Source organism: Hymenobacter sp. HD11105, assembly GCF_054051685.1.
Window position 1 is genome coordinate 194,467 of sequence record NZ_JBSWBR010000005.1, and the last position, 13,964, is coordinate 208,430.

At 54.6% G+C, this 13,964-nt stretch carries 12 protein-coding genes; 5 read left to right on the forward strand and 7 right to left on the reverse strand.

From position 1 onward, the window contains the following. Nucleotides 1-13: 13 nt before the first annotated feature. The 3 genes from ACW9KT_RS16545 (at nt 14) to ACW9KT_RS16555 (ending at nt 4,510) form a co-directional block, all read left to right on the forward strand. A complete protein-coding gene (locus ACW9KT_RS16545) occupies nt 14-1,708 on the forward strand; it encodes a M28 family peptidase (protein WP_457082370.1) in 1,695 nt (564 codons plus the stop codon). A 231-nt stretch (nt 1,709-1,939) separates the two neighbouring features. Continuing rightward, complete coding sequence (locus ACW9KT_RS16550) at nt 1,940-3,313, forward strand: LutB/LldF family L-lactate oxidation iron-sulfur protein (RefSeq protein ID WP_457082372.1); 1,374 nt, start codon at nt 1,940-1,942, stop codon at nt 3,311-3,313. A gap of 102 nt (nt 3,314-3,415) precedes the next feature. Beyond that, on the forward strand, nt 3,416-4,510 hold the full coding sequence (locus ACW9KT_RS16555) for a hypothetical protein (protein WP_457082374.1): 1,095 nt from the start codon (nt 3,416-3,418) through the stop codon (nt 4,508-4,510). Between the two features lie 58 nt (nt 4,511-4,568). On the opposite strand, the gene sdaAA is transcribed toward ACW9KT_RS16555, so the two are convergent. Beyond that, the gene (gene sdaAA / locus ACW9KT_RS16560) at nt 4,569-5,477 is read right to left on the reverse strand and encodes an L-serine ammonia-lyase, iron-sulfur-dependent, subunit alpha (protein ID WP_457082376.1); all 909 of its coding nucleotides are present in this window, start codon (nt 5,475-5,477) and stop codon (nt 4,569-4,571) included. A 176-nt stretch (nt 5,478-5,653) separates the two neighbouring features. Next, nucleotides 5,654-6,112, reverse strand: a complete 459-nt coding sequence (msrB, locus tag ACW9KT_RS16565) for a peptide-methionine (R)-S-oxide reductase MsrB (protein WP_457082378.1) — start codon at nt 6,110-6,112, stop codon at nt 5,654-5,656. Between the two features lie 193 nt (nt 6,113-6,305). Between msrB and ACW9KT_RS16570 the strand changes: the two genes are divergently transcribed. Beyond that, nucleotides 6,306-7,820, forward strand: a complete 1,515-nt coding sequence (locus ACW9KT_RS16570; protein ID WP_457082380.1) for an NAD(P)H-hydrate dehydratase — start codon at nt 6,306-6,308, stop codon at nt 7,818-7,820. Nucleotides 7,821-7,860: 40 nt separating this feature from the next. Here ACW9KT_RS16570 and ACW9KT_RS16575 read toward each other — a convergent pair whose 3' ends face one another. From ACW9KT_RS16575 to pafA, 4 genes are all read right to left on the reverse strand, one after another. After that, entirely contained in the window at nt 7,861-8,751 is an 891-nt protein-coding gene (locus ACW9KT_RS16575; protein ID WP_457082382.1) for a UbiA family prenyltransferase, read from the reverse strand. A 66-nt stretch (nt 8,752-8,817) separates the two neighbouring features. Then, nucleotides 8,818-9,501, reverse strand: a complete 684-nt coding sequence (locus ACW9KT_RS16580; RefSeq protein WP_457082384.1) for a DUF6766 family protein — start codon at nt 9,499-9,501, stop codon at nt 8,818-8,820. Nucleotides 9,502-9,587: 86 nt separating this feature from the next. Continuing rightward, nucleotides 9,588-10,175, reverse strand: coding sequence for an inorganic diphosphatase (locus ACW9KT_RS16585; protein ID WP_133274276.1), 588 nt, complete (start codon nt 10,173-10,175; stop codon nt 9,588-9,590). 176 nt (nt 10,176-10,351) lie between these two features. Next, nucleotides 10,352-12,061 (reverse strand): alkaline phosphatase PafA, encoded by a 1,710-nt coding sequence (gene pafA, locus ACW9KT_RS16590; RefSeq protein WP_457082386.1) that lies wholly within the window; start codon nt 12,059-12,061, stop codon nt 10,352-10,354. A gap of 181 nt (nt 12,062-12,242) precedes the next feature. Between pafA and ACW9KT_RS16595 the strand changes: the two genes are divergently transcribed. After that, entirely contained in the window at nt 12,243-12,971 is a 729-nt protein-coding gene (locus ACW9KT_RS16595; protein WP_457082388.1) for an HAD family hydrolase, read from the forward strand. A gap of 77 nt (nt 12,972-13,048) precedes the next feature. Here the strand turns inward: ACW9KT_RS16595 and atpG are convergent, their stop codons facing one another. Further along, the gene (gene atpG, locus ACW9KT_RS16600) at nt 13,049-13,942 is read right to left on the reverse strand and encodes an ATP synthase F1 subunit gamma (protein WP_457082390.1); all 894 of its coding nucleotides are present in this window, start codon (nt 13,940-13,942) and stop codon (nt 13,049-13,051) included. Nucleotides 13,943-13,964: the final 22 nt, after the last annotated feature.

Genomic DNA, 13,964 nt, shown 5'->3' on the forward strand with positions numbered 1-13,964 from the left:
TTCTTTTTATTCTATGCAGAAAAAAACGTTCTACGCCTTGCTGCTGGCTGCCTGCTGCGCCACCTCCGCTGTGGCTCAAGATGCGCCCACCAAGCGTAAAGTCAAAGTAAAGCGCAAGCAGCGCACCGAGGCTCCTACCAAAGAAGGCGCAAACCCCACCGGCACCGCTGCCGACAACAAGGATGTGGCCAGCACCTACGCACGCTCCATCACCCAGGCCGATTTGCGCCAGCACCTCACCATCCTGGCTTCCGACGCTTACGAAGGCCGCGAAACCGGCGAGAAAGGTCAGAAAATGGCCGCTGAGTACATCAGCAAGCAGTTTCAGGAGCTAGGCCTGACGGGCCCGGTGCAAGGCTCAGACAACCCGTACTTGCAGCACTTTACCATGGTGCGCTCCACCTGGGCTGATGGCGCCACGCTTAAAGTCGGGACCCAGACCTATAAGTGGCTGACCGATTTCTACGGGTTTGGCAACTCGCCCTTTCAGCAGGAAACGGCTATTCAGCCTGTATTTGCCGGCTACGGCATCGAGCAGGAAGGCTACTCCGACTACACAAGCCTAGGTGATGTGAAGGGCAAAGACCTGATTGTGCTGATGGGTGAGCCCATGAACGCGCAGAAGCAGCCCGCGCTCGGCAAGGATGGCACTCCCAGCAAGTGGGGTACCGACTACCGCGCCAAAGCTGCCCTGGCTACTCAGAAAGGCGCCCGCAGCATCTTCTTCATTGATACCGACCCCAACAATAACTTCCAGAAGTTGGCCGCGCGCATGGGTCCTTACATCAGCCGGCCAAGCATTGCTTTTAAGGAAGCTCCGGCCACTTCCACGCCTCGAGTAGCCACGTTCTTCGTGTCGCCGGCCGTGGGGGGCAAAATGCTGGGCGCTACGCCCGCTGCACTCACCCAATACCAAACGTCGGTAGGCAAGGCTGGCAAGCCAGTGGTCAGCACCTTTAAGCCGGCTAAGGTGAGCATCAACGCGACCAAGAAAAACGAGGATTTCACCACCGAAAACGTATTAGGCTTTCTGGAGGGCACCGACAAAAAGGATGAAATCTTGGTGGTATCGGCCCACTACGACCACATCGGCATCATCGATGGGGAAGTGCACAACGGCGCCGACGACGACGGCTCGGGCACAGTAGCCGTAATCGAGATGGCGCAGGCCTTTACCCAAGCCAAGAAAGACGGTTTCAATCCGCGTCGCAGCATCCTGTTTCTGACCGTGACGGGCGAAGAAAAGGGTTTGCTTGGCTCTGAGTATTACACCGACCATCCGGTGTTTCCGCTCGCTCAAACCATTGCTGACCTGAACATTGACATGATAGGCCGTACCGATAAGGAGCACGAGGGCAAGGGCGATTATGTATACGTGATTGGCTCGGACAAATTATCGTCGGAGCTCCACGCCATCAACGAGGCGGCCAACAAGAAGTACACGAACATTGGTCTGGATTACCGTTTCAACGACCCCGAAGACCCTAACCGTTTCTATTACCGCTCCGACCATTATAATTTTGCTAAACACAAAATTCCCGTAGCTTTCTATTTCAACGGCGTGCACGATGACTATCACGGTGCCGGCGACGAGGTAGACAAAATCGAGTTTCCCAAAATGGAAAAGCGGGCTCAACTGGTGTTTTATACCGCCTGGGAGCTAGCCAACCGCGACAAGCGCATCGTGGTTGATTCCAACAAACCTTAATCTATTAGTTGGTGAAAAGCCCCCTAGAGTTTCTCTGGGGGGCTTTTTTTGTGGTGGCGTAGTAAGCTAGCAGAGTTGAGCTTAGGGGCGTATTTCAAGAGTTTCTGCCAATATCCCGAAGAGGAAATGTTGCGGGAGTCGTGGGCGTAAAGCGTAACTTTAAGGTAGAATTCAGAGTTACCAGTTGCTTCCCTTTGCTTGCTCCGGCAGGCAGCCTTTCCCTTTGCCGCCATGACTAAAGTCATTCAATTTCTCGCCGATTCGGAGTCCAAAGCCTTTGATTTGGAACACCGGCGCAAGATTCGCTTCAACATTGGCAAGTACAACGCGGCCGTACAAACCGGCCTCACTTGGTACTACGACCATGAGCTGGCGCGGGAGCGGGCGTCGTACTTGAAGTCTAAGGTTATTAATAACCTTGATAAGTATTTGCTGGAGTTCGAGCGCAACTTCACCGAGCGGGGCGGCAAGGTTATCTGGGCGCAGAATGCGGAGGAAGCCTTGTATGAGATTGGCAAAATCATGGCCCGCCGCCACGCCCGCACGGTGGTGAAGGCCAAGAGCATGACCACCGAGGAGATTCACCTGAACAAGTTTCTGGGAAAAAACGGCATCGAGTCGGTCGAGACGGACCTGGGCGAGTACATCGTGCAGCTCAACGGCGAGCGGCCCTACCACATTGTGACGCCGGCCATGCACCTGAGCAAGGCCGATATTGCCGCCATCTTCGTCAAGCACCTCGGTATTGAGCACACCGACGACGCTCAAAAGCTCGTGCTCACCGCTCGCCACTTGCTGCGCGACAAATACACCTCGGCGGAAGTAGGCATTACAGGGGGCAATTTTTTGATTGCCGACACCGGCGCCGTAGCCGTAACCGAGAATGAAGGCAACGCCCGCCTGTCGGCTACATTCCCACGCACACATATCGCCATCGTCGGTATCGAGAAGGTGATTCCGACCATGCAGGACCTGAACCTCTTCTGGCCCCTGCTCAGCACCAGTGGCACCGGGCAGCAAGTCACGGTGTACAACACCATCTATACAGGTCCGCGCCAGCCGCTGGAGAAGGACGGCCCAGATGAGATGTTCGTGGTATTGCTCGATAATGGCCGCACCAACCTGCTGGCCCAGCCCGACAAACGTGAGGCTCTGCACTGCATTCGGTGCGGCGCTTGCCTGAATGTGTGCCCGGTCTACAAGAATATTGGCGGCCATACTTACGAGGCTACTTACTCCGGGCCCATCGGCTCTGTCATTACGCCTCACTTGTCGGGCATGGCCGAGAACAAGCACCTGAGCTACGCCAGCAGCCTGTGCGGGGCCTGCACATCGGTGTGTCCGGTGAAGATTAATATCCACAATATTCTGCTCAAAAACCGGCAGCAAAGCGTGCAGGAAAATCTGAACGACAAGGAAGAGCGCATTGCCATCCAGCTTTGGATGCGCACCATGAAAAGCCGCCGCCTGCTGAACTTGCTGCCCGCCAAAGCCAAAAACTGGGTACTAATGCGGATGCTGACCCAAGTTGGCTGGAGCAAGCGCCGCGACGCGCTGGAAGTGGCCCCGAAGTCGTTCAACAAGCTGTGGCGGGAGCGCAAGTAACGGCGCCTACCGCCCTGACTAATAAATTTTTGCCCCCCACAAACCCTGCTACCTAATCGGGAGTAGAGAAGCGACGCCCTTTGCCTTGTACTTCTCTGCTTTATGCTCGATTTGTTGCTGCGCGTGCTGGCTTTTGTGGCCGGTAGCGCATTAGTAATTTATACCGTTGTGGGGGCTATTCGGGCCTTCGTACTGCCGCGCAATGACGTCATTATTATTAATAGGTGGACGTATCTGAGTATTCGGCGGCTGTTTGCGGGTCTTACCTCCCTGTTCAACACATTTGCCCAGCGCGACCGGATCATGGCCATGTATGCCCCCATCAGCTTGGTGGCACTGGATATCGTTTGGCTGCTGCTAGTGGCGGTGGGCTATACGGCTATCTACTGGGCTATTGGGGAAGGCTCGTGGCTGGCGTGCTTCAAATTCAGCAATAGTGCCTTACTGACCTTGGGCTCCGAAAAGGCGGTATCTACGGCGGGCAGCATTTTGAGCTATTCAGAAGCTACATTGGGTCTGCTGCTCATCACGCTGCTGATTTCTTACCTGCCTACTATCTACCAAGCTTATTCGCGCCGTGAGTTGGTAGTTGCGCGCCTGGAGCGGCGAGCGGGCACGCCCGTTTCGGCCCCTGGGCTACTAGTATGGCTGCACCGGAGCGGCTCTCTGCTCGACCACGGGGCCCAGTGGGAAGCCTGGGAAGGCTGGTTTATGGAGCTGGAGGAAACACATACTTCCTTGCCTATTCTGGCCTTTTTTCGCTCGCCTCAGCCCGGCCGGTCCTGGATTACGGCTATGGGCACCATTCTCGATGCGGCGGCTCTTGTTATGAGCACCGTTGATCAGCCGCGCGACGCCCGCATTGAGTTGTGCTTTAAGGCTGGCTGCATTGCCCTCAACCGAATTTCCCGCTACTTCAAGGAGCGCACTCGCTCAGTGCCAGCGCCCTACGTAGGCGTCAGCGACCCTATGAAGGATCCTACCCGCGTCGAATTTATGCGGGCCTATAAACTCCTGGCCGACACGGATATTCCACTTATAGCCGATAAAGAAGCGGCTTGGGAAAAATTTCACTTGTTGCGAAGCCGCTACACACACGCCGTAGAATATGTTGCCAAGCTTACTATGGCCCCACCGCTAAACCCCATCGCCCCGCAAAAGGCTGATATCGAAGAAATTGATATCAGGGTCAGGTAGAGACACAAAAAAGCCCCCCAGAAATCTTCTGAAGGGCTTTTCTATCAATAAATTTAACTCAGTAAGTATTTTCCTCGTCCGGCAGGATGTTGATATCCTGCACCAGCACGCGCTGCTCTATTTCGCGGCCGCGGGGCGTGTTAGCCAAGCCGCCGAGGGCGGTTTCCTTGTAGCGGGTTTCCATACTCTGCCCTACTTCGCCCAGCGCCATCACGCACTGATCGACGGGAATAACCGGGTTGACGCCGGCAATGGCAATCTGCGCCGAGGAAAACGCAATAGCCGCCGCCGAAGCGTTGCGCACCACGCAGGGCACTTCCACCAGCCCCGCCACTGGGTCGCAGATGAGGCCGAGCATACACTGAATGGTGATGGCTACGGCCGCGAAAGTTTGTTCTACGTCGCCACCTAGGCAGTACACAATGGCGCCGGCACCCATAGCCGCCGCGCTACCCGTTTCGGCCTGACAACCGCCTACGGCCCCAGCTAGGGAGGCATTTTGCTCAATTATCAGGGCAATGCCGGCCGCTACCAGCAGGCCTTCGTGAATGGAGCGGTCTTCCAGCTTATGCAGATCCTGGAGCGTGACCAGCACGCCAGGCAGAATACCCGAGGCGCCAGCCGTGGGCGCTGCTACCACTCGGCCCATGCAAGAGTTTACTTCTTTGGCGCCTAAAGCTCTAGTGATAAGCTGCTTGAACTCGGGTGACAATACCGTAACCGGCGAAGCCGCAATCTTTTTGGCGCCGTTATTTACCATGCCTGAGCGAGAAGTCATATCCTCGGTGAGGCCGGTGTGCACGGCTTCGCGCATCACATCGTAGGCTCGCTGTACGCCGGCCCATATTTCTTCCTCGGTGCGGCCTTTCTGCTCTATTTCGTAGGCCAGTACGGGCTGGTAGAGCGGCTCACTGGTACGCGCGCAGTGCGCTTCCCAGCTGGCAAAATCAGTGAATAATAAGGACATAGTGGGTGGGAGGCAAAAGTGGGTGGAATCTCACTAACTCAACGCGGAATAGCCGAGAGGGGTGCAAAAATCGCGATATTTTCGGCGGCGGCACTGCTCACTCAGACGCAAAAAAGCAGTTACTCTACTTTAGAGCAACTGCTTTTTGTGGTTAGCGCTATTCTAACTATCCTAAATTATGCCTTCTGCGGCTCCTGCACAAGTTGCACACTGGCCGAATTGATGCACAGGCGCAAGCCGCTCGGCGCAGGGCCGTCCGGAAATACGTGGCCTTGGTGAGCGTCGCAGACGTTGCAGAGCACTTCTACGCGGGTCATGCCGTAGCTCGTGTCTTTTTTGTATTTGATGGCGTTTTCCTGCACCGGCTGGGTAAAGCTTGGCCAACCCGTACCCGACTCGAACTTGGTGCGCGAGTCGTAGAGCGGGGTGCCGCAGCATACGCAGGCGTATAGGCCGGCCTCGTGCGCCTCGCAATATTCGCCACTGAAGGCGCGCTCCGTGCCGTGCTCCCGCGTCACGTGGTATTGCTCAGGCGTAAGCTGGGCCTTCCACTCGGCGGCCGTTTTTTCTACGCGGCGCTCGGGGGGCAAATTTCCATTATTGGCAAGGCGGATAACGTCGTTCCAGGTTTGCATGGTCTTGGGGTTGGTTCGGAGGAATGGGTTGCTTGTGTTGTCAAACGCCCTGGGAGGCGGAGAAGTTTAATTAGCTAGCTGAGCTTCAGTAAAGGTCTTAGTATGCATTATCATTTCCGGTTTCTCTAGACTTTGGAAGTAAGAAGTTCGATCGTTATGCAACGCCCGCTTGATTTTCACGCTACACTTTATCATGAAAATCCTCACCGCCGCTCAGACCCGCGCCGCCGACCAGGCCACTATTCAAGCAGAAGGCATTAGTTCCGAAGCTCTCATGGAGCGCGCCGCCACTGCCTTCACTGATTGGCTTACCGCTCGCCAGTCGCCCCAGGAGGCGGGGGAAATCCTGGTGCTGTGTGGCCCCGGCAACAACGGAGGCGACGGGCTGGTGGCAGCTCGCCTGCTGTACGAGCGTGCTTATATGGTGCGCGTGCTTCTGCTGCCTGCTGACCAACAATCCACTGATTTTAAGCGAAACTATGATAAAATGCCCCCCGGCGTTAGTGTCAACGAGTTATCGACGGAAAATTTGCCCCCTATCCCCGCTAACACGCTTGTGATTGATGCCTTATTTGGTACGGGTCTTACTCGTCCATTAGAAGGGCTAGCCGCCACCGTAGTGCATCACCTCAATGCCGCGCAGACCCGGGTAGTTGCCATAGATATTCCTTCGGGCCTCTTCGCTGATGCCCCTCAGCCAGCCGATTGCGCTGTGGTGCGCGCACGGTATACCGTCAGCTTTGAGCTACCTAAACTAGCCTTTCTGCTGCCTCATAATGCTGAGTATATGGGCAGTTGGCATGTGCTACCCATTGGCTTAGATAAAATTTTTATCGAGCAAGCGGAAGTACGGATGCACTTTATTGATGCCACCTTATTGGCCGGGCGACTCCCAGCGCGGGCGCGTTTTGCGCATAAGGGTACCTACGGGCACGCACTGCTACTGGCTGGAAGTGCGGGTAAAATAGGAGCCGCCGTGCTAGCAGCGCAGGCCTGCTTGCGTAGCGGCGTGGGTCTGCTGACCCTACGGGTGCCTGCGGTCGGCTACACCGTGGTGCAAACCGCCGTGCCCGAAGCCATGTGTCTCACCGACCCTAATACTGATGTTGTTTCCGAGCTTCCTGATCTCGCTCCCTACTCCGCTGTGGGTATCGGGCCGGGCCTCGGCAAAGAAAATGCCCCCCAGCAGGTTCTAACTCAATTGCTACGCGACGCAAAAGTGCCCCTAGTACTTGATGCCGACGCGCTGAACATCTTAGCCGAAAACCCTGATCTGCTGAGCCAACTGCCGGCTGATTCCCTCCTTACTCCCCACCCAAAGGAATTTGAACGACTAACTGGTCCGGCCCGCGACGATTATCATCGCTTAGAATTGCTGCGTACTTTCTGCCAGGAGCATAACTGCTACACCGTGCTCAAAGGAGCCAATACCTGCTTAGGCACTCCCGACGGCACCTTGTATTTCAATAGCACGGGCAACCCCGGCATGGCTACCGGCGGCTCCGGCGACGTGCTCACGGGCATCCTTACCGCCCTACGCGCCCAGCACCTCAGCCCACTCGATGCAGCGTTAGTAGGTATTTATGCCCACGGCCGAGCCGGCGACTTAGCCGCCGAAGAAACAGGTGAAGCGGGCCTGATTGCAGGCGATATTGTGGGGTTTATTGGCCCCGCGCTGGTTGAATTGACAACAAAGGAAGCCTTCTGATGAGGTGCCAATACTTACTAAGTAGCTTATAACCGGCCCATTAGGACACCCAGTACACCGCTAGAAATTGGACAACCATTATTCCATCGGCCAACAGGGCGAAGTAATAATCGGGGCGGGTTTCGTCGGCGTACCACACGATAAGGGCTGCTAGGGCAGTAGGCACGGTAAGCACCAGCAGATACACATGCGTGACGCCTTGGGGAATAAGAATGCCAGCTACAGCTAAAGCCAGCAAAGCCAGTATTTTGGTGGCTTTAATACCAAAAAGCCCCGGAAATGTGCGTGTACCGCTCAAAATATCTTTGGTATAATCGCGAATATCGAACACCAGAGCCAGCGCCAGAATAAAGAAGAACCGGCGCGCAAACAGCACCAGCACGACTGGCGTAGTCAAGCTTTTGTGCAGGTACAAGGCCGGAATCCAGACGGTGACGGCGGCCCACACATAAGCAATCAGGAAGACCTTGAGCAACGGAAAATCGCGGAGGGCGCGCCACCGGCCCCGTAGCCGGACTACGGGCAACGAGTACAGCAAAGAGATAACAGCGAGGTGGCTTAGAAACCCGGTTAACGATTGCCAGCCATCGAGCCAAAAAAGCCCCCCAGCCACCGCCAAAGCGCCCAGCGCCACCATAAACAACTCGCGCCGGTGCTGAATCATCCACAGCTTGCGCTCCGAAAGAATGGCTTGCTGCCGATGTTTGTAAGGCAGTACGCTGTCGATATTATACAGGAAAAGCGTAGCGGCAAAAATCAAGGCTCCTAGGCGAAGCGGTATGTCCACGCGCCAAAACAGAAACGTAGCCCACGTAAGTCCCGCCGCTGCAGCCGATACTAGCACGCTGCTATAAAGCACCGCGTCAGTCCACCGTTTGAGGACGGGCCAGGCGGTAGAAGGTGCGTACGATTTGTCGTGGGCTTGGGGCATAACACAACGTGCCGACGTAAGTAACACAACGCCCGGCGCAGGGAAACAAAGGTAAGACGGCTCGAGTTACTTGCCGGTTTCGTCGTGGCTCGCATCCACGGGCTTCGACTCGGGTGAGCCCTTTTGACGCAGAAAAATGGATAAGCCTACGATTGAGACAATAGAGAGGAACTCGCTTTGCCAGTTCTGCAAGGACTCAAACCAAAACCGCGACGTTTTTAGGTAACCCCACACCGATATTAAGGGTTCGCCCTCGTGCGCCTGTTCGATGTTGTATACCTCAGTTCCTCCTAGCGCATGGAGGTACATAGAACCCAAGAATAGGAATAGAAAAGCCAAGCTCAGAGAATGCTCATACAGCTTCAGAATCCAGCCGCCGCGCTTCAGGGGGCCCGGAGCGTCGGGCTTGTTGGGGTCAGGTTCTTGATCTACTTCTTCCTCCTCATACAGCTTTTTGGACTCAGCTGAGCCTCGTTGACGCAGCCAAACAGTAAGCACTACGTACAGGCCCATCTGCAAAAACTCGCTTTCCCAATTCTCGAACGTGGCTTCAATAAAATGCCCTGACTGGAAATATTGACTGAGCGTGAGCTGGACCAGATCCATTTGCTTCAGTTCATCATTGTAGTCGTGCCACCCTGTGAAAAGCTGTCCCGCCAGCGAAAGAAGAATGAGCAGCGTTACGAAAAGCAAAAGGCTGTTTTCATAAAGCCAGCGCAGCAGGGGCGAGGAGGGCGGGTGGGTTAGCATATCGGGCCATACGACAGCGCAACCAAAAAGATAGCCCCCAGGTAAGACTTACCTGGGGGCTGTTTTTAGCGGTAATTGAGCTAACCTTACAGCTCTACGCCGGCGGGCCGGGGCTTCACAGGAGGCGTGGCACCACCAAGGGGAAATGTGTCGTTGTAGAGCTTGATGCTATCGGCAATGATGCGGTAAGCATCTTCGCGGCCCATAAAGCGCTCTACCGATACCTGCTTGTTTTCCAGAGCTTTGTAGTCCTCGAAGAAGCGGCGCATCTCGCGCAGGGTATGGGGGGGCAAATCGGCGATGTCGTTGAAGTGATTCACTGAAATGTCGTTGGCCGCTACCGCGATGATTTTGTCGTCCTCCTCATTCTGGTCGATCATCTGCATCACGCCAATAACCTTAGCCTCAATGATGCACATAGGCACCACATCAACGGAGCATATCACCAGAATATCAAGCGGATCTTTGTCGTCGCAATAAGTTTGCGGAATAAAGCCATAAGCGGCCGGATAATGAACTGCCGAAAACAGCACGCGGTCCAGCTTGAGCAGGCCGCTGGCCTTATCCAACTCGTATTTGCCTTTTGAGCCTTTTGGGATTTCGATGATGCCATTTACAACGTTCGGAGCATTATCGCCGCGCTCTACGTCGTGCCAGGGGTTAAAATGAGTCATTACAATGAAAGAGAAGGTAAAATCTTAAAATCAGAAGGTAAAGCGGAGCACCTCTTACGGGTGCGAGTTGAAAAGCGGGAATTAATCGGCCGGAGGTGCGTACGGAATAACTTACCCGAAGATGTGGGATAAGCTTAAAAAGTCAATTTTAACTTGAAATAATCGGGCAGATTCTCCTAACGCAGAACTTCCACCAAAGGCTTACCGGTGCAGCCATCCGGCTCCTGAATGTGGAGCCAGCTAGCTAGCGTCGGCGCAATATCGATGATGGCAGCCGGGGCCCGCGATTCGCCATGGCGTACTTGCCAACCCCAAAATACGAGCGGCACATGAGTATCGTAGTTGCCAGCCGAGCCGTGCGTAGTGCCCCTATTCACCGGATACGCATATGACTCAAGCCAACCGGGCTCAAGCACCACCATTACATCGCCGCTGCGCTTAGGAAAGAAGCCGTTCTCAAGATACATCAGCATTCCGCTTTCCCAATGCGATTTCTGCAAATCGTCGGCGGTAATAGCCCGCGTTACACCCAAAAACTGGAGCATTACATCGGCCACCTCATCCTGAAACTGCCGCAGGTTCTGCTTACGCTGGGCAATAAGGGGCCGATTGAGATACACCTGCTGATTATCGTAGGCTAACACCCAGTTACCAGCCCCGTGACGACGCACTAGCTCCCGCTGCAAGGAGTCGCGCATGACGCGTGGCCCCACCGAGCCGGCCGGAATGCGATGGCTACGCAGAAAATCGGGGTTGTGCGCCGCGCCGTGGTCCGCTGATAAGAACACCAGCGCGTTGCCTTTACCTACTGTTTTATCTAAGTATTCTAGTAAGCGCTTTATTTCTAGGTCTAGGCGCAGGTACGTATCTTGGGCTTCAATGGAGTTAGGCCCAAACTGGTGACCCACGTAGTCGGGCGAGGAAAAGCTGAGAGCCAAAAAGTCGGTTACGCCGCGCTGGCCTAGCTGCTCGGCCCTAATAGCTTCCAGGGCAAAATCCAGGGAAAGCGTATTGCCAAAGGGTGTAGAGCGAACCAGATCTAGGTTGCGGACGGAAGCCACGGGGGGCTTTTCGCCCGCAGCTTGCAGGGTGGTTTTGGTTTGAGCTGTGGGAGCGGCACTAAGCGTAGGCAAATCGTGCGGAAACACAGGCTTCGCTTCGCCTCGAAAAGGGCTTTCCCAAGCTACATCATCGGCCGTGCTTTCAGTGTATTGGGCAATTGGCAGCAGCGTGTTCCAGGGCTTGTCGAGGTACTGAGCCGGCAAGTTGCGGCTGTTGAACTGCTTTACCCACTCTGGCAGGTCATTTTGGTAGAAAGTGCTGGTAATGAAAGCTCCATTTACGCCATCGTACCAGTACGCTCCAGTAGCCGAGTGACCAGCTGGCAGAACAGAACCCCGGTCTTTTACGGACACGCCTATTACTTTCGCCTGAAAGTTAGTAGCCAGCCGAAGCTCATCGGTAATGGTGCTGGTGAGCATGTGGCGTGGCGATTGTTGCCCCGCTTCCATTGTGCCCCCCACCGATTGCACCGTTTTATCCTCGGTTACATAAGTGGCGCGACCTTCTTCGCGCACGTACCAGTTGTTGCCCACGATGCCGTGTACCGAGGGCGTAGTACCGGTATAGATGCTGGCGTGACCAGGACCGGTGTAGGTGGGTACGTAATTGTAATGGGTGTTTTCGTAGCTAAAGCCCTCCCCCAGCAGACGTTTGAACCCGCCGTTACCGTACTTGTCCCAATAGCGATACAAATAGTCGTAGCGCATTTGATCCACCACTATGCCCACCACGAGTTTTGGGCGCTGAAGTGGTTTACTCTTTTTTTGGGCAAATGCCGGCACTGCCAGGGCAGCAGTCAGCAATAGGAACAGGCTCTTTTTCAAATCAATAGCGTGTGTAACCGCCTGGCTTTGAGCGGTCGGAAACAGAAGTCAGCGTTTGCGGGCGCAAAGATAGCCGCCTGAGCCCGTAATCTCGGCCCTAGCAGCCTAAATAGCCCGTCTGCCGTACACAGAGCAGATTATTATTTAGTTACGACCACCGTACAGGCTAATTTTCCAGCTTATGTCTCATGCTTCCGACTATGCCCTCATCTTCGATATGGATGGAGTGCTGATTGATAACACCGCCTACCAAGCCCGCGCTTTCCAGTTGCTTTTTCGTGAACATGGCTTAACTACTAATGCTCGCCGACTATTGGAGCGGTTGAATGGCATGCCCGCTACTAATATTTTAAAAACCGTTTTCCGCAATCCTCCTTCTGAAAAAGAGCTAAAGAAGTATGCCGACCAGCGCGAGTTTCTGTACCGAGTACTATACTGGAACAAGCGCCGCGAAATAGCTGGTCTAACCGCTTTTCTAGAAGCAGCTCGCACTGCCGGTTTCAAGATTGGATTGGGCACCGGCTCGCCTCCCGAAACCATCGCCTACATCGTTGATCACCTTGGCATACGCCACTTGTTCGATGCTATTACGGGCAAAGCGGATGTGGAGCGTGGTAAGCCTCATGCCGACACCTTTACCACCGCGGCCCGGCAACTCGGCGTCCCACCTAAGCAGTGCGTTGTTTTCGAGGATGCCCTATTGGGCGAGCAATCGGCTTACAAAGCAGGTATGCGCTGCATTTGCCTTAGCACTAGCGTTAAGGCCGACAAGTTTCAAAATCCTATGAAAGTCATAAAAGACTTCACCCAAATTACTCCCCAGGATATATTCGACCTCTTAGACCAGCACCCAACAGCACCTAAACCCGACAAACAGATGGCTCAGCGCAAGTATGCGAAAATGGAGTAAGGAGCTCCAACATTGTACAGCATAAAAAAGCCCCCCAGAAGTTTTCTGGGGGGCTTTTTTGAAATGAATTTATACTCTTAACGACTTGCGGCCAGCGCTTCAGCACCACCTACGATTTCGAGAATCTCAGTAGTAATAGCGGCCTGACGTGTACGGTTATAAGTCAGCTTTAATGACTTCAGTAGTTCGCCAGCGTTTTCAGTAGCCTTATCCATGGCAGTCATGCGGGCACCATGCTCCGAAGCGTTACTTTCCAGCACCGCTTTGTACAGCTGGATTTTCAACGACTGCGGAATCAGCGTCTGCACGATTTCCTCTTTCGAAGGCTCGAAGATGTAGTCAACGTTGGCAGTTGGAGTAGCCGTAACAGGTGCTTCTACAGACACGAGTGGCAGCAACTGCTCAGTCCGTACGATTTGAGTCGCTACGTTTTTGAACTCGTTGTATACTATCGTTACCTCATCAAACTGACCGGAGCGGAAACCTTGCATGGCCTCTTCAGCCGCTACACGCACCGTATCGAATGATAAGGCGCCGAATACGTGGTTGTAGTTACCCACCATCGGCATACGGCGGCGCACGAAGTACTCGTGGGCACGCTTACCGATGGCCAGAACCGTTACGTTGCCGGCCGCAGCCTGCGCACTGTAGCGATTAGCTAGCAATTGGTTTACCCCTTTGAAAATATTGCTATTAAAGGCGCCAGCCAAGCCACGATCAGAAGTAATAGCGATAACGAGTACGCGACGCACCTCACGCTGCGCGCTGTATTCGCTAGCTACCTCATTCTCCATGGAGCTGGTCAGGTTGCTCAGAATGCTGTTGAGCCGCTGGGCATAAGGGCGCATACGTAGGATGTTATCCTGCGCACGGCGCAGCTTGGCCGCCGCCACCATTTTCATGGCTTTGGTGATTTGCTGCGTGCTTTGCACCGATATGATGCGGCTGCGGACTTCTTTTAAGCTAGCCATTCTTATGAAAATCAGTTGTCAG